This is a genomic window from Escherichia sp. B1147, from assembly GCF_001660175.1.
Classification (GTDB): Bacteria; Pseudomonadota; Gammaproteobacteria; order Enterobacterales; family Enterobacteriaceae; genus Escherichia; species Escherichia whittamii.
Genome location: NZ_LFHY01000002.1, coordinates 49,052 through 65,447, shown reverse-complemented (window position 1 = coordinate 65,447; position 16,396 = coordinate 49,052). Strand labels below are relative to the sequence as shown.

Annotated in this window: 12 protein-coding genes; 6 read left to right on the top strand and 6 right to left on the bottom strand. The window is 53.8% G+C overall.

Annotated elements, in window-relative coordinates; genetic code table 11:
- Positions 1-294: 294 nt before the first annotated feature.
- From folK to thpR, 6 genes are all read right to left on the bottom strand, one after another.
- Entirely contained in the window at positions 295-774 is a 480-nt protein-coding gene (gene folK / locus A9180_RS00535; protein WP_064525069.1) for a 2-amino-4-hydroxy-6-hydroxymethyldihydropteridine diphosphokinase, read from the bottom strand.
- Complete coding sequence (pcnB, locus tag A9180_RS00530) at positions 771-2,168, bottom strand: polynucleotide adenylyltransferase PcnB (protein ID WP_205712856.1); 1,398 nt, start codon at positions 2,166-2,168, stop codon at positions 771-773. Before pcnB ends, folK begins: the two co-directional genes overlap by 4 nt.
- 59 nt (positions 2,169-2,227) lie before the next feature.
- Positions 2,228-3,124, bottom strand: coding sequence for a tRNA glutamyl-Q(34) synthetase GluQRS (gene gluQRS, locus A9180_RS00525; protein WP_064525404.1), 897 nt, complete (start codon positions 3,122-3,124; stop codon positions 2,228-2,230).
- A 66-nt stretch (positions 3,125-3,190) separates the two neighbouring features.
- Positions 3,191-3,646 (bottom strand): RNA polymerase-binding protein DksA, encoded by a 456-nt coding sequence (gene dksA, locus A9180_RS00520; RefSeq protein WP_001155227.1) that lies wholly within the window; start codon positions 3,644-3,646, stop codon positions 3,191-3,193.
- 177 nt (positions 3,647-3,823) lie between these two features.
- Positions 3,824-4,528 (bottom strand): DNA/RNA nuclease SfsA, encoded by a 705-nt coding sequence (gene sfsA / locus A9180_RS00515; protein ID WP_064525063.1) that lies wholly within the window; start codon positions 4,526-4,528, stop codon positions 3,824-3,826.
- A 14-nt stretch (positions 4,529-4,542) separates the two neighbouring features.
- Entirely contained in the window at positions 4,543-5,073 is a 531-nt protein-coding gene (thpR, locus tag A9180_RS00510) for an RNA 2',3'-cyclic phosphodiesterase (protein ID WP_064525060.1), read from the bottom strand.
- 73 nt (positions 5,074-5,146) lie between these two features.
- Here thpR and hrpB point away from each other — a divergent pair, with 73 nt between their 5' ends.
- The 6 genes from hrpB (at position 5,147) to fhuB (ending at position 16,387) form a co-directional block, all read left to right on the top strand.
- On the top strand, positions 5,147-7,576 hold the full coding sequence (gene hrpB, locus A9180_RS00505; protein WP_074399389.1) for an ATP-dependent helicase HrpB: 2,430 nt from the start codon (positions 5,147-5,149) through the stop codon (positions 7,574-7,576).
- Between the two features lie 93 nt (positions 7,577-7,669).
- A complete protein-coding gene (gene mrcB, locus A9180_RS00500; RefSeq protein WP_064525054.1) occupies positions 7,670-10,192 on the top strand; it encodes a bifunctional glycosyl transferase/transpeptidase in 2,523 nt (840 codons plus the stop codon).
- Between the two features lie 219 nt (positions 10,193-10,411).
- Positions 10,412-12,670 carry a ferrichrome porin FhuA gene (fhuA, locus tag A9180_RS00495; RefSeq protein ID WP_064525050.1) on the top strand — a complete coding sequence of 753 codons (2,259 nt, stop codon included), beginning with the start codon at positions 10,412-10,414 and terminating at the stop codon, positions 12,668-12,670.
- A gap of 50 nt (positions 12,671-12,720) precedes the next feature.
- Positions 12,721-13,518, top strand: coding sequence for a Fe3+-hydroxamate ABC transporter ATP-binding protein FhuC (gene fhuC, locus A9180_RS00490; protein ID WP_064525047.1), 798 nt, complete (start codon positions 12,721-12,723; stop codon positions 13,516-13,518).
- Complete coding sequence (fhuD, locus tag A9180_RS00485) at positions 13,518-14,408, top strand: Fe(3+)-hydroxamate ABC transporter substrate-binding protein FhuD (RefSeq protein ID WP_064525044.1); 891 nt, start codon at positions 13,518-13,520, stop codon at positions 14,406-14,408. Before fhuC ends, fhuD begins: the two co-directional genes overlap by 1 nt.
- Positions 14,405-16,387: a Fe(3+)-hydroxamate ABC transporter permease FhuB gene (gene fhuB, locus A9180_RS00480; protein WP_064525041.1), complete on the top strand. Its 1,983-nt coding sequence runs from the start codon at positions 14,405-14,407 to the stop codon at positions 16,385-16,387. Before fhuD ends, fhuB begins: the two co-directional genes overlap by 4 nt.
- The last annotated feature ends 9 nt before the right edge of the window (positions 16,388-16,396 follow it).

Genomic DNA, 16,396 nt, shown 5'->3' with positions numbered 1-16,396 from the left:
TGAATTGGATAGGGGGGGATGGGTTTAGAAAGGTATATAATTCTATAATTAATTCATTTGCAGTATGTATTGTTTTTTGACATTAGAAATTCTAAAAAATTATGTTAGAAAAATTAAAATGATGGAATTATGTTAGATTTGATTTAAGTTTATTACTGCTGTATTTGTTATACAAATAATGCGTTTTCTACATGGTTTATAATTTTTATTCGAGATATAGCATCTTATGCAAAGAGCATGTTTTCTATGATGTGTGGACTAAATGCGTTTTTTGGCTAACTGTTTGGCCAGTTGTTACCAGTGCGAAAGAGATTCAAAACCATTGCGCGCCAATAAAATCTGCAATGTCTCCCCATCAGGAAATACCAGCTCCGGCGCAATTTCAAACAGCGGCCAAAGCATAAATCCACGATTTTTCATATCATAATGTGGAACGGTCAGGCGTTCGGTATTAATGGTTTCATTACCAAACAGCATAATATCGAGATCCAACGTGCGTGGTCCCCAGCGTTCAGCTTTACGGACGCGACCTTGCTGCAATTCAATACGCTGCGTGTGATTGAGCAATTCTTCAGGCGCGAGCGTTGTTTCCAGCGCTACGGCGGCATTGAGATAATCGGGTTGATCCTGCGGACCAAGCGGGGGAGTACGGTAAAACGAGGAGATAGCGAGGATGCTGCTTTCGGGAATATCAGCCAGTGCCTTTATGGCAGCATTGACCTGCTCCAGCGGAGAGGCCAGATTGCTGCCTATGGCAATATACGCCACCGTCATGCGGTACCCTCGCGACGCGGGGCGCGTTTGCGCGGACGGCGAGTGCGACGGCGCGGTGTTGGATCTTCATCCAGCTCGTTGAGCATCCCTTTTTGGTCTGGTGGCGCAGAAACCTGGAACTCACCCCACCATTTCGCCAGACGCTGCAGCTCGGCGTTACGTTCCACTTCAGCTCGCAGGGCCAGCAGATCGTAGGCGGCGCGGAATTTCGGATGCTCCAGCAGTTTCCATGCACGTTTGCCCTGACGACGGGACATACGCAGCTGCAGCTGCCAGATATCGCGAGTTAGCGTAGTCAGACGTTTCGGGATCGCCAGTGAACGGCAGGCTTCGTCCAGCACATCGTTCATCGCCAGCGCGAAAGCGTCGTGATAGGTCAGGCCGCTTTCCTGAGCAATTTTCTGTGCTGTTTCCAGCAGTGGATACCAGAACATGGCGGCAAACAAAAACGCTGGGTTAACGCGCATATCGTTGTGAATACGCGTATCAGTATTTTTCAGTACCTGCTCAATAATGCGCTCCATCGGGCTGTCGCCATTTTCCGTGAAGTAACGGGTAATGGTCGGGAACAGCGGCTGGAACAGATTATATTCACACAGCAGTTTATAGGTTTCGTAACCGTAGCCCGCTTGCAACAGTTTAAGAGACTCTTCAAACAGGCGCGCTGGCGGAATATCGTTTAGCAGAGTAGCAAGGCGTGGGATCGGTTCTGCGGTTTCCGGGCTGATACGCATCCCCAACTTGGCGGCAAAACGTACTGCGCGCAGCATACGTACCGGATCTTCACGGTAGCGCGTTTCCGGGTTACCAATCAGGCGGATAACGCCGTCTTTCAGATCCTGCATGCCACCAACGTAATCACGGACGGTAAAATCCGCGACGCTGTAATACAGGCTATTGATAGTGAAATCGCGGCGCTGGGCGTCTTCTTCGATGGAACCAAAAATGTTGTCGCGCAGCAACATGCCGTTTTGCCCGCGTTGGGAGGTCGTGCGGTCGCTGACATTGCCTTCGTGGTGACCACGGAAGGTGGCGACTTCGATAATCTCCGGGCCAAACATTACGTGAGCCAGACGGAAACGGCGACCTACCAGGCGGCAGTTACGGAACAGTTTGCGCACCTGCTCAGGCGTAGCGTTGGTGGTTACGTCAAAATCTTTCGGCTTTTTGCCAAGTAACAGGTCGCGCACGCCGCCGCCAACCAGCCAGGCTTCGTATCCCGCTTTATTGAGCCTGTACATTACCTTCAGGGCATTTTCACTGATATCTTTGCGGGAAATAGCATGCTGCTCACGCGGGATCACCGTCACTTGTGGACGGGCGACTGCCTGTTCAGCTTCGCTCTCCTCGCGGCTCAACACCTTGCGGCAAAAATTAGCGACTCGGGTAAAAATAATACACCTCGGTAGTGTCAAACATCATTCAGGACAAAAAAATAGCGGCTAATCATAGCTCAGCATGACGCGTTTGAGAATGTTGAATTTACAATTGCCGACTCAGGCACGGCAGTCAGCATCCAGTTTTTGACGGCTGACTGAAGGATTTGCTCTACGCTGTAATCCTGCCAGTGCGCTTCTGCCTGCTGACCCAGAAATTGAAGTGCCGCGATTAACACCGGGCGCGGATCGCCTTTCGGCAACGCAGGCGCATGATTCTGCTTGGAAAGTTTAGCGCCTTGTGCGTTAAGCGCCAGTGGCAAATGAATGTAATCTGGCACTTGCCAGCCAAAAAGCTGGTACAGCGAGATTTGCCGCACTGTCGGTTCGATCAAATCTGCGCCACGGACAATTTCTGTGACGCCCTGGAAGTGATCATCGACCACCACCGCCAGGTTATAGGCAAACAAACCATCACGACGATGAATAATAAAATCTTCTCGCGCCAGTTTTTCGTCGGCGTGAATAATTCCGCGCAGTTGATCAGTAAACTGCGTGACCGGATGCAACTGCCGAATGCGCACAGCCGCGTTGTCTGGTCCATGATGCAATGTTCGGCAATGACCGTCGTAAATACCGCCAATGCTTTGGATACGCGCACGCGTGCAGGTGCAGTAATAACTTAGCCCTTGCTCACGTAACCATGCGAGTGCTTCGCGATAGGCATCGTGACGTTGGGATTGCCAAAGAACATCGCCGTCCCAGTGCAGGCCGTAATGTTCCAGCTGGCGCAGGATAGTTTCTGCGGCACCGGGAACTTCACGAGGCGGGTCGATATCTTCAATGCGTACCAGCCAGCGACCTTGCCGGGCGCGAGCCTGCAAGTAGCTGCCAAGCGCGGCGATCAGAGAGCCAAAATGAAGTTCGCCGGAAGGAGAGGGGGCGAAGCGACCAATATACTGTGTGTCTGTCATCTCTTTGAACAAAAAATAAGGCGGGAGCATTTCCCGCCTGTGGTAAACGTGATGGAACGGCTGTAATTAGCCAGCCATCTGTTTTTCGCGAATTTCAGCCAGCGTTTTGCAGTCGATGCACAGATCGGCTGTCGGGCGCGCTTCCAGGCGACGAATACCAATTTCAACACCGCAGGATTCGCAGTAGCCGAAATCTTCGTCTTCCACTTTTTTCAGCGTCTTCTCGATCTTTTTGATCAGCTTACGCTCGCGATCGCGGTTACGCAGTTCGAGGCTGAACTCTTCTTCCTGGGCTGCACGGTCTACCGGGTCCGGGAAGTTGGCTGCTTCATCCTGCATATGTGTAACGGTGCGATCGACTTCATCCCTGAGTTGATTACGCCATGCTTCCAGAATACGACGGAAGTGCGCCAGCTGGGCTTCGTTCATATACTCTTCGCCCGGCTTCTCCTGATATGGCTCCACCCCAGCGATGGCGAGAATACTCAGGGACGATGTTTTACGGTTTTGCCCTTCTTGCATGTTGCTTCTCCTTAACACGCACTATCGATCCCCATGTTCGGGGGAAAAATGAGGCCGCTATAAATAGCAGATGCTTTTCCGGATAGCAATTATCTAAACGTAACACTTGACAACTGTGTGAGGAAAAGCGTATTTGCGCACGCGACCAGAATGTAAATTAACCAGTTACTTACACTACTACAATGTAACAGGCAGTGATTTTTTAAGAGCCATACCTTCAGCAGAAAGTTCCGCTTTATAAGCCAGAATTTCTACTCCCCTCTGTTGTGCTTCTGACAATAGTTGCGCGTATTTCTCATCGATGTGGCGCGCGGGTGAAAACCGTGTAATGGCTGAATGCAGCACGGCGAAAAAAATCACCGCACGTTGGCCCTCAGCTGCTACGCTCATCAACTCCCGAAGATGTTTCTGACCTCGTTCAGTGACTGCATCGGGAAAGTATCCCTGTTCATTTTCCGCTAACGTAACCGATTTCACTTCAATATAGCAGTCAGGTCGAAACCTCGCCTGTAACATGAAGTCAATACGACTGCGCTCGGCGCCGTATTTTACTTCGCTTTTCAGCGAGCTATAGCCTGACAGCTCCGAAATATCCCCATTGAGGATAGCCTCTTTCGTCAACCTGTTAGCCCAAAGTGTATTGACGCAAATAAATGCGCCACTTTGGCTTTGGGTCAGTTCCCAGGTGTGCGGATATCTCCGTTTTGTGTTGTCGGAAGTCGAATACCAGACGGTATCGCCAGGCGTTGCACAACCGGTCATCGCACCTGTATTAGGGCAGTGTAGCGTTAATTCGCGACCATCGGGGGTGATTACATCAGCTAAAAAGCGTTTATAACGCTGAACCAGCGTAGCGCGCTGTAGAGGAGGAGAAAATTCCATTGTGACAACCCTTGTTATTGCGTCAGCGTCCAGCGTTTGAGCGGCGTGTAGCGTGTGCGCCCACGGGTAAACGAGGAAGCATAAAGAGTGAACTCCGTCACCTCATACGACCAGTGAAAACCAGGCGGTGGGATTGTTACCGCCTCGCTGGCGTCGCGCAATAAGGTGATATGCGGATGAAACGGTCGATTGCTTTGAAAACAACCACTACGTGCTGCCTGCGAACGGAGCATATTCGCCAGTTGGATTAAGCCGCGCGGCGGCTGGCGCATCCCCAGCCATACTACGCGTGAACGCAGCCACTGACCGGCATCATCAAGCGTGAGTGTAAAACCTGGTTGACGAATCCGCCCGGCCAGAAGTGAGAGCGCCTTCTCTTTGTCTGCGCTGACTTCGCCTAAAAACGCTAACGTCAGATGCAAATTCTCAGCGGCGACCGGGCGACCCGCTTCAGGTGGAAACTGTGCGGCGCGCCAGTGAATAATCTGTTCACGGATTTCAGCAGGTAGGTCAATGGCAAAGAACAGCCGTTGCGGTTCAGACATGTCAGGCACTCGGTTATGAATTACCGCGATGCTACAATGTGGCGCGAAGAATGTTAACCCTCTGGAGCGTTTTGTGTCGTCGTTACCCGTTGCCGCCGTCTTACCTGAATTACTTGCCGCCCTCGATTATGCGCCGCAGGTGTTATTAAGTGCGCCGACCGGAGCCGGAAAATCGACCTGGTTACCGCTGCAACTGCTGGCGCATTCAGGTATTCACGGGAAAATCATCCTGCTGGAGCCACGTCGACTGGCGGCGCGTAACGTTGCGCAACGCCTGGCGGAGCTGCTGAATGAAAAGCCTGGCGACACCGTTGGCTACCGGATGCGTGCGCAAAACTGCGTCGGGCCGAATACACGCCTGGAAGTGGTCACCGAAGGCGTGTTGACGCGCATGATCCAGCGCGACCCGGAACTGAACGACGTGGGGCTGGTGATCCTCGATGAGTTTCATGAACGCAGTTTGCAGGCGGATTTGGCGCTGGCGTTGTTACTCGATGTGCAACAAGGGCTGCGCGATGACTTAAAGCTGCTGATTATGTCGGCCACGCTGGATAACGATCGTTTGCAACAAATGCTGCCAGAAGCGCCCGTTATTGTTTCCGAAGGGCGTTCGTATCCGGTGGAACGCCGCTATTTGTCGTTGCCTGCACATCAACGCTTTGATGAAGCGGTTGCGGCCGCTACCGCCGAATTGCTGCGCCAGGAAAGCGGATCATTACTTTTATTTTTACCAGGCGTCGGAGAAATTCAGCGCGTGCAGGAACAACTGGCGTCACGCATTGGCAGTGATGTGTTGCTCTGCCCACTGTATGGGGCGTTGTCGCTGAACGATCAGCGAAAAGCTATCCTCCCTGCGCCGCAAGGAATGCGCAAGGTGGTGCTGGCGACCAACATCGCTGAAACCAGTCTAACTATCGAAGGTATCCGTCTGGTGGTGGATTGCGCCCAGGAACGGGTGGCGCGCTTTGATCCGCGTACCGGTCTTACGCGGTTGATCACTCAGCGTGTTAGCCAGGCGTCGATGACGCAACGTGCCGGGCGCGCCGGGCGTCTGGAGCCAGGTATTTGCCTGCATTTAATCGCTAAAGAGCAGGCGGAACGCGCCGCAGCACAAAGTGAACCGGAGATCTTACAAAGCGATCTCTCTGGTTTGTTGATGGAATTATTGCAATGGGGATGTAGCGATCCGGCACAGATGAACTGGCTGGATCACCCGACAGCGGTGAATCTACAGGCGGCGAAACGTCTGTTACAAATGCTGGGGGCGCTGGACGGTGAACGGCTTAGTGCGCAAGGGCAAAAAATGGCTGTGCTGGGTAACGATCCGCGTTTAGCTGCAATGCTGGTGAACGCGAAGAGTGACGATGAAGCGGCTACCGCCGCAAAAATTGCCGCCATTCTCGAAGAACCGCCACGGATGGGTAATTGCGATCTTGGAGTGGCGTTTTCGCGCAATCAACCAGCCTGGCAGCAACGTAGTCAGCAACTGTTGAAACGCTTAAACGTCCGCGGCGGTGAGGCTGACAGTTCGCTTATCGCGCCGTTGCTTGCTCAGGCATTTGCCGATCGTATTGCCCGTCGCCGTGGTCAGGATGGTCGCTATCAACTGGCGAACGGCATGGGGGCGATGCTGGATGTTGACGACGCGTTAAACCGCCATGAATGGCTGGTAGCACCGTTATTATTGCAGGGCAGCGCCTCGCCGGATGCGAGAATTTTACTGGCGCTACCGGTCGATATTGATGAGTTAGTACAACGCTGCCCGCAGCTATTACGGCAGTCTGACACCGTAGAATGGGATGATGCGCAAGGCACGCTGAAGGCCTGGCGTCGGTTGCAGATTGGTCAGCTCACAGTAAAAGTACAGCCGCTGGCGAAACCGTCGGAAGATGAATTACATCATGCAATGCTTAATGGTATTCGCGATAAAGGTCTAAGCGTACTTAACTGGACGCCGGAAGCGGAACAACTACGCTTGCGTTTGCTGTGTGCCACAAAGTGGTTGCCGGAATATGACTGGCCAGCAATGGATGAAGCGAGCTTGCTGGCATCGCTGGAAACGTGGCTATTGCCGCATATGAGCGGTGTACATTCGCTACGTGGCCTGAAATCTCTTGATGTTTATCAGGCGCTACGCGGATTACTTGATTGGGGAATGCAGCAACGTCTGGATAGTGAATTGCCTGCGCATTACACTGTGCCGACGGGAAGTCGGATCGCCATTCGTTATCATGAAGATAACCCACCTGCGCTGGCAGTAAGAATGCAGGAGATGTTTGGCGAAGCCACCAATCCGACAATCGCCCAGGGGCGTGTGCCATTGGTGCTGGAGTTACTTTCACCCGCCCAAAGGCCGCTGCAAATCACGCGTGATTTGGGGGCCTTCTGGAAAGGGGCGTATCGTGAGGTGCAAAAAGAGATGAAAGGGCGTTATCCCAAACACGTCTGGCCGGACGATCCGGCGAATACCGCACCAACGCGACGGACGAAAAAGTATTCGTGAAGACCAAAGCAAATTTGAGAGATATCTTCTTCTGTATTGCAACAGAAGAACAGAAAATCGGGCTTTTGCGCCTGAATATTGCGGAGAAAAAGCATGGCCGGGAATGACCGCGAGCCAATTGGACGCAAAGGGAAACCGACGCGTCCAGTCAAACAAAAGGTAAGCCGTCGTCGTTACGAAGACGACGATGATTACGACGATTATGATGACTATGAGGACGAAGAACCGATGCCGCGCAAAGGAAAGGGCAAAGGAAAAGGGCGTAAGCCTCGTGGCAAACGCGGCTGGTTATGGCTGCTGCTAAAACTGGCTATTGTTTTTGCCGTGCTGATCGCCATTTACGGCGTCTATCTGGATCAAAAAATCCGTAGCCGTATTGATGGCAAAGTCTGGCAGTTGCCCGCGGCGGTCTATGGCCGAATGGTTAACCTTGAGCCAGATATGACCATCAGCAAAAACGAGATGGTGAAACTGCTGGAGGCGACCCAGTATCGTCAGGTGTCGAAGATGACCCGTCCTGGCGAATTTACCGTGCAGGCCAACAGCATTGAAATGATCCGCCGTCCGTTTGATTTCCCGGACAGTAAAGAAGGGCAGGTGCGTGCGCGTCTGACTTTTGATGGCGATCATCTGGCGACGATCGTCAATATGGAGAACAACCGTCAGTTCGGTTTCTTCCGTCTTGATCCGCGCCTGATAACCATGATCTCCTCGCCAAACGGCGAGCAGCGTCTGTTTGTGCCGCGCAGTGGTTTCCCGGACCTGCTGGTAGATACTTTACTGGCGACAGAAGACCGTCATTTCTACGAGCATGATGGCATCAGCCTCTACTCTATCGGACGTGCGGTGCTGGCGAACCTGACCGCCGGTCGCACGGTGCAGGGGGCGAGCACGCTGACGCAACAGTTGGTGAAAAACCTGTTCCTCTCCAGCGAACGTTCTTACTGGCGTAAAGCGAACGAAGCCTACATGGCGCTGATCATGGACGCGCGTTACAGCAAAGACCGCATTCTTGAGCTGTATATGAACGAGGTGTATCTCGGTCAGAGCGGCGATAACGAAATCCGCGGCTTCCCGCTGGCGAGCCTGTACTACTTTGGTCGCCCGGTAGAAGAGTTGAGCCTTGACCAACAGGCGCTGTTGGTTGGTATGGTGAAAGGGGCGTCGATCTACAACCCGTGGCGTAACCCGAAGCTGGCGCTGGAGCGACGTAACCTGGTGCTGCGTCTGCTGCAACAACAGCAGATTATTGATCAAGAACTCTATGACATGCTGAGTGCACGTCCGCTGGGCGTACAGCCACGCGGCGGAGTTATCTCTCCGCAGCCAGCCTTTATGCAACTGGTGCGTCAGGAGCTGCAGGCGAAATTGGGCGATAAGGTAAAAGATCTCTCTGGCGTGAAGATCTTCACTACCTTTGACTCGGTGGCCCAGGACGCGGCAGAAAAAGCCGCCGTGGAAGGTATTCCGGCACTGAAGAAACAGCGTAAGTTGAGCGATCTGGAAACCGCGATTGTGGTCGTCGACCGCTTTAGTGGTGAAGTTCGTGCGATGGTCGGTGGGGCCGAACCGCAGTTCGCGGGCTACAACCGTGCGATGCAGGCGCGTCGTTCGATTGGTTCACTGGCGAAACCAGCGACTTACCTTACGGCGTTAAGCCAGCCGAAAATCTATCGTCTGAACACGTGGATTGCCGATGCGCCAATCGCGCTGCGCCAGCCGAACGGCCAGGTCTGGTCACCGCAGAACGATGATCGTCGCTATAGCGAAAGCGGCAGAGTAATGCTGGTGGATGCGTTGACCCGTTCGATGAACGTGCCGACGGTGAATCTGGGGATGGCGCTGGGGCTGCCTGCGGTTACGGATACCTGGATCAAACTGGGCGTGCCGAAAGACCAGCTGAATCCAGTTCCGGCAATGTTGCTGGGGGCGCTGAACTTAACACCAATCGAAGTGGCGCAGGCTTTCCAGACTATCGCCAGTGGTGGTAACCGCGCACAGCTCTCCGCGTTGCGTTCTGTAATTGCTGAAGATGGTAAAGTGCTGTATCAGAGTTTCCCGCAGGCGGAACGCGCAGTTCCGGCGCAGGCGGCGTATCTGACGCTGTGGACCATGCAGCAAGTGGTACAACGTGGTACAGGGCGTCAGCTTGGGGCGAAATATCCAAATCTGCATCTGGCAGGGAAAACGGGTACTACCAACAACAACGTTGATACCTGGTTTGCGGGCATTGACGGCAGCACGGTGACCATCACCTGGGTAGGCCGCGATAACAACCAGCCGACTAAGTTGTACGGAGCCAGCGGGGCGATGTCGATTTACCAGCGTTATCTGGCTAATCAGACACCAACGCCGCTTAATCTTGTACCGCCAGAAGATATCGTGGATATGGGCGTGGATTACGACGGTAACTTTGTTTGCAGCGGTGGCATGCGTACCTTGCCGGTCTGGACCAGCGATCCGCAATCGTTGTGCCAGCAGAGTGAGATGCCGCAGCAACCGTCAGGCAATCCATTTGATCAGTCTTCACAGCCGCAACAGCAACCTGCTCAACAGGAGCAGAAAGACAGCGACGGCGTAGCAGGCTGGATCAAGGATATGTTTGGTAGTAATTAACATCTAAGCGTGACATACCGGATGGCGAGTTGCCATCCGGTAAAATAACATCCCACCCAAAGTATTAACCCTTTCTTTTCATCTGGTTGTTTATTGACCCTTCAGGATCGCTCAGATTGCGTACCGCTTGCGAACCCGCCAGCGTTTCGAATATTATCTTATCTTTATAATAATCATTCTCGTTTACGTTATCATTCACTTTACATCAGAGATATACCAATGGCGCGTTCCAAAACTGCTCAGCCAAAACACTCGCTGCGTAAAATCGCAGTCGTAGTAGCCACAGCGGTTAGCGGCATGTCTGTTTATGCACAGGCAGCGGTTGAACCGAAAGAAGACACTATCACCGTTACCGCTGCACCTGCGCCACAAGAAAGCGCATGGGGTCCGGCTGCCACTATCGCGGCGCGACAGTCCGCCACCGGCACCAAAACAGATACGCCGATTCAAAAAGTACCACAGTCTATTTCTGTTGTGACCGCCGAAGAGATGGCGCTGCATCAGCCGAAGTCAGTAAAAGAAGCGCTCAGTTACACGCCGGGTGTTGCTGTGGGTACCCGTGGTGCGTCCAACACTTACGATTACTTGATCATCCGCGGATTCGCTGCTGACGGCCAAAGCCAGAACAACTATCTGAATGGCCTGAAGATGCAGGGCAACTTCTATAACGATGCGGTCATCGACCCGTATATGCTGGAGCGTGCTGAAATTATGCGTGGCCCGGTATCCGTGCTTTACGGGAAAAGCAGCCCTGGCGGCCTGTTGAACATGGTCAGCAAGCGCCCGACTACCGAGCCGCTGAAAGAAATTCAGTTTAAAGCTGGGACTGACAGCCTGTTCCAGACCGGTTTTGATTTCAGCGATGCGCTGGATGATGACGGTGTTTACTCTTATCGTCTGACCGGTATTGCGCGTTCCGCCAATGCCCAGCAGAAGGGCGCAGAAGAACAGCGTTATGCCATTGCTCCAGCGTTCACCTGGCGTCCGGATGATAAAACCAATTTCACCTTCCTTTCTTACTTCCAGAACGAGCCGGAAACCGGTTATTACGGCTGGTTGCCGAAAGAGGGTACGGTAGATAAGTTGCCGAACGGTAAGCGTCTGCCGACTGACTTTAACGAAGGCGCGAAAAACAACACCTATTCTCGTAATGAGAAGATGGTGGGCTACAGCTTCGACCACGAATTTAACGATACCTTTACCGTGCGTCAGAACCTGCGTTTTGCACAAAATAAAGTCTCGCAAAAGAGCGTATATGGCTACGGCATGTGCTCCGATCCGCTATATACCAAAGACGACGATGCACTCAAGGCGAGTCCATGTTTAAGTGTCCCACAGTCAGAATGGAACCATACGCTGACTCGTCAGTACGTTATCGATAACGAGAAATTAGAAAACTTCTCTGTTGATACCCAGTTGCAAAGCAAATTCACAACAGGTTCAGTTGATCACACTCTGCTGACTGGCGTTGACTTTATGCGTATGCGTAACGACATCGACTCCTGGTTTGGCTATGCTGGCTCCGTTGCACTGTCTGATATCTATAATTTAGACCGCAGTGACTTTGATTTTGCTGCTCACCCGACCCCGTCTGGCCCATACCGCGTTCTGATTAAACAGAAACAAACCGGTCTGTATGTGCAGGATCAGGCGCAGTGGGATAAAGTGCTGGTTACTTTGGGCGGTCGCTACGACTGGGCCGATCAGTCATCTTTCAATCGTGATTATGGTAATAAGTCTGAACGTGATGACAAACAGTTCACTTGGCGTGGTGGCGTAAACTACCTGTTCGACAATGGCGTAACGCCTTATTTCAGCTACAGTGAATCGTTCGAACCTGCGTCCCTGGCCGATGCAGATGGTAATCTGTTTGCGCCTTCAAAAGGCAAACAGTATGAAGTCGGCGTGAAATACGTACCGGAAGATCGCCCAATTGTAGTAACTGGCGCATTGTATCAGCTTACCAAAACCAACAATCTGATGGCGGATCCGAATAATCCAAATTTCTCGGTTGAAGGTGGTGAGATCCGCGCGCGTGGCGTAGAAATCGAAGCAAAAGCGGCGCTGTCGGCGAGTGTAAACGTGGTCGGTTCTTATACCTATACCGACGCGGAATACACTACCGATACTACCTACAAAGGCAATACGCCTGCGCAGGTGCCAAAACACATGGCTTCTCTGTGGGCTGACTACACCTTCTTTGACGGTCCACTTTCTGGTCTGACGTTGGGTACTGGCGGTCGTTATACGGGCTCCAGCTACGGCGATCCGGCGAACTCCTTTAAAGTGGGAAGTTATACGGTCGTGGATGCGTTAGTGCGTTATGATCTGGCGCGAGTCGGTATGGCTGGCTCCAACGTGGCGCTGCATGTTAACAACCTGTTCGATCGTGAATACGTCGCCAGCTGCTTTAACACCTATGGCTGCTTCTGGGGCGCAGAACGTCAGGTCGTTGCAACCGCAACCTTCCGTTTCTAATTTTCTCTTTGGGGCACGGATTTCCGTGCCCGCTTCACAAGTTGGCTGTTATGCAGGAATACACGAATCATTCCGATACCACTTTTGCACTGCGTAATATCTCCTTTCGTGTGCCAGGGCGCACGCTTTTGCATCCACTGTCGTTAACCTTTCCTGCCGGGAAAGTGACCGGTCTGATTGGTCACAACGGTTCTGGTAAATCCACTCTGCTCAAAATGCTTGGCCGTCATCAGCCACCGTCGGAAGGCGAAATTCTTCTTGATGCCCAGCCGCTGGAAAGCTGGAGCAGCAAAGCGTTTGCCCGCAAAGTGGCTTATTTGCCGCAGCAGCTTCCTCCGGCAGAAGGGATGACCGTGCGTGAACTGGTGGCGATTGGTCGTTACCCGTGGCACGGCGCGCTGGGGCGCTTTGGCTCGGCAGATCGCGAAAAGGTTGAAGAGGCGATTTCGCTGGTAGGCTTAAAACCGCTGGCACATCGTCTGGTTGATAGTCTCTCTGGCGGCGAACGTCAGCGGGCGTGGATCGCCATGCTGGTGGCGCAGGATAGCCGTTGCCTGCTGCTGGACGAACCGACCTCGGCGCTGGATATCGCGCACCAGGTTGACGTGCTGGCGCTGGTGCATCGTTTAAGCCAGGAACGTGGTCTGACGGTCATTGCCGTTCTGCACGATATCAATATGGCGGCGCGCTACTGTGATTATCTGGTCGCCCTGCGCGGCGGTGAAATGATTGCTCAGGGAACGCCAGCGGAAATTATGCGCGGCGAAACCCTCGAAATGATTTATGGCATCCCGATGGGTATTTTGCCGCATCCGGCGGGTGCTGCACCTGTGAGTTTTGTTTATTGATGAGCGGCTTACCTCTTATTTCGCGCCGCCGACTGTTAACGGCGATGGCGCTTTCTCCGTTGTTATGGCAGATGAATACCGTCCGCGCGGCGGCTATTGATCCAAATCGTATTGTGGCGCTGGAGTGGTTGCCGGTGGAACTACTACTGGCGCTCGGCATCGTACCTTACGGTGTGGCAGACACCATTAACTATCGCCTGTGGGTCAGCGAACCACCATTGCCGGATTCGGTGATTGACGTTGGTTTGCGCACAGAACCTAACCTTGAACTGCTGACCGAAATGAAACCGTCGTTTATGGTCTGGTCGGCGGGATATGGCCCTTCGCCAGAAATGCTGGCACGCATTGCGCCGGGGCGCGGGTTTAATTTCAGCGACGGCAAACAGCCGCTGGCGATAGCGCGTAAGTCGCTGACGGAAATGGCAGATTTACTTAACCTGCAAAACGCGGCAGAAACGCATTTAGCGCACTATGAAGACTTTATCCGCAGCATGAAACCCCGCTTTGTGAAGCGTGGGGCGCGTCCGTTATTACTGACGACCCTTATCGATCCGCGCCATATGCTGGTCTTCGGTCCAAACAGCCTGTTCCAGGAAATTCTCGATGAATACGGCATTCCAAATGCCTGGCAGGGAGAAACCAATTTCTGGGGCAGTACCGCCGTTAGTATCGATCGTCTGGCAGCGTATAAAGACGTTGATGTGCTCTGTTTTGATCACGACAACAGCAAGGAGATGAACGCGCTAATGGCAACGCCGCTGTGGCAGGCCATGCCGTTTGTCCGTGCAGGACGTTTTCAGCGTGTTCCGGCGGTCTGGTTTTATGGCGCGACGCTTTCGGCAATGCACTTTGTGCGTATTCTGGATAACGCCATCGGAGGTAAAGCGTGAGTAAACGAATTGCGCTTTTTCCAGCGTTATTGCTGGCGCTGCTGGTGATTGCTGCTGCGGCGCTCACCTGGATGAACTTCTCGCAGGCGCTGCCGCGTAGCCAGTGGGCGCAGGCCTTCTGGTCGCCGGATATCGATGTCATCGAGCAGATGATTTTTCACTACAGCTTGCTGCCGCGTCTGGCGATTTCGCTGCTGGTGGGCGCGGGTCTGGGGCTGGTGGGCGTGCTGTTTCAGCAAGTGCTGCGTAACCCGCTGGCGGAGCCGACCACGCTGGGCGTCGCAACAGGTGCGCAACTGGGGATTACCGTCACTACGCTTTGGGCGATCCCCGGCGCGATGGCGAGCCAGTTTGCTGCACTGGCGGGGGCTTGTGTCGTTGGCTTAATCGTCTTTGGCGTCGCGTGGGGCAAGCGGCTTTCGCCGGTGACGCTGATCCTCGCGGGTCTGGTGGTGAGCCTTTATTGCGGGGCAATCAATCAGTTACTGGTTATCTTCCATCATGACCAGTTGCAAAGCATGTTCCTGTGGAGCACCGGAACGCTGACGCAAACCGACTGGGGCGGCGTTGAGCGTTTATGGCCGCAACTGCTGGGTGGCGTGATGCTGACGTTGCTGCTACTTCGCCCATTAACCTTGTTGGGGCTTGATGATGGCGTGGCGCGCAATCTGGGGCTGGCCTTGTCGCTGGCACGTCTGGCGGCGCTGTCGCTGGCGATTGTCATCAGTGCGCTGCTGGTGAATGCGGTAGGGATTATCGGCTTTATCGGGTTGTTCGCGCCACTGCTGGCGAAAATGCTGGGCGCACGGCGTCTGCTGCCACGACTGCTGCTGGCGTCGCTGATTGGCGCGCTGATCCTCTGGCTTTCCGATCAGATTATCCTCTGGCTAACCCGTGTGTGGATGGAAGTTTCCACCGGTTCGGTCACAGCGTTGATTGGTGCGCCGCTGCTGCTGTGGCTGCTGCCGCGTTTACGCAGCATTAGCGCGCCGGATATGAAAGTCAATGATCGGGTGGCGATTGAACGGCAACATGTGCTGGCATTCGCCCTCGCGGGCGGCGTGCTGCTGTTGATTGCTGTGGTGGTGGCGTTGTCGTTTGGTCGCGATGCACATGGCTGGACGTGGGCGAGTGGGGCGTTGCTCGAGGATTTAATGCCCTGGCGCTGGCCGCGAATTATGGCGGCGCTGTTTGCGGGCGTAATGCTGGCGGTAGCGGGCTGTATTATTCAGCGGCTGACCGGAAACCCGATGGCAAGCCCGGAAGTGTTGGGGATTAGTTCCGGCGCGGCGTTTGGCGTGGTGTTGATGCTGTTTCTGGTGCCGGGTAATGCCTTTGGTTGGCTGCTGCCTGCGGGAAGCCTCGGTGCGGCGGTGACCTTGTTAATCATTATGATCGCCGCCGGACGCGGTGGATTTTCTCCGCACCGGATGCTGCTGGCAGGGATGGCGTTAAGCACTGCTTTCACCATGCTGCTGATGATGTTGCAGGCAAGCGGCGATCCGCGAATGGCGACGGTGCTGACCTGGATTTCCGGTTCGACCTATAACGCAACCGACGCGCAGGTCTGGCGCACGGGGATTGTGATGGTGATTTTGCTGGCGATTACCCCGCTGTGCCGCCGCTGGCTGACCATTTTACCGTTGGGTGGTGATACTGCGCGCGCGGTAGGGATGGCGTTAACGCCGACGCGAATTGCACTGCTGCTGTTAGCAGCCTGTCTGACAGCGACTGCGACGATGACCATTGGACCGTTGAGTTTTGTTGGTTTAATGGCACCGCATATTGCGCGGTTGATGGGTTTTCGACGGACGATGCCGCATATTGTGATTTCGGCGCTGGTGGGGGGATTGTTGCTGGTGTTCGCTGACTGGTGTGGGCGGATGGTGTTGTTTCCATTCCAGATCCCGGCGGGGCTACTGTCGACGTTTATCGGCGCGCCGTATTTTATTTATTTGCTGAGAAAGCAGAGCCGTTAATTTGCCCAT

Bases quoted from the DNA above. Each gene is read 5' to 3' on its own strand.
- folK (WP_064525069.1), bottom strand. From the start codon at position 774: ATGACGGTGGCGTATATTGCCATAGGCAGCAATCTGGCCTCTCCGCTG.
- mrcB (WP_064525054.1), top strand. From the start codon at position 7,670: ATGGCCGGGAATGACCGCGAGCCAATTGGACGCAAAGGGAAACCGACG.
- gluQRS (WP_064525404.1), bottom strand. From the start codon at position 3,124: ATGACAGACACACAGTATATTGGTCGCTTCGCCCCCTCTCCTTCCGGC.
- fhuD (WP_064525044.1), top strand. From the start codon at position 13,518: ATGAGCGGCTTACCTCTTATTTCGCGCCGCCGACTGTTAACGGCGATG.
- dksA (WP_001155227.1), bottom strand. From the start codon at position 3,646: ATGCAAGAAGGGCAAAACCGTAAAACATCGTCCCTGAGTATTCTCGCC.
- thpR (WP_064525060.1), bottom strand. From the start codon at position 5,073: ATGTCTGAACCGCAACGGCTGTTCTTTGCCATTGACCTACCTGCTGAA.
- sfsA (WP_064525063.1), bottom strand. From the start codon at position 4,528: ATGGAATTTTCTCCTCCTCTACAGCGCGCTACGCTGGTTCAGCGTTAT.
- fhuA (WP_064525050.1), top strand. From the start codon at position 10,412: ATGGCGCGTTCCAAAACTGCTCAGCCAAAACACTCGCTGCGTAAAATC.
- fhuC (WP_064525047.1), top strand. From the start codon at position 12,721: ATGCAGGAATACACGAATCATTCCGATACCACTTTTGCACTGCGTAAT.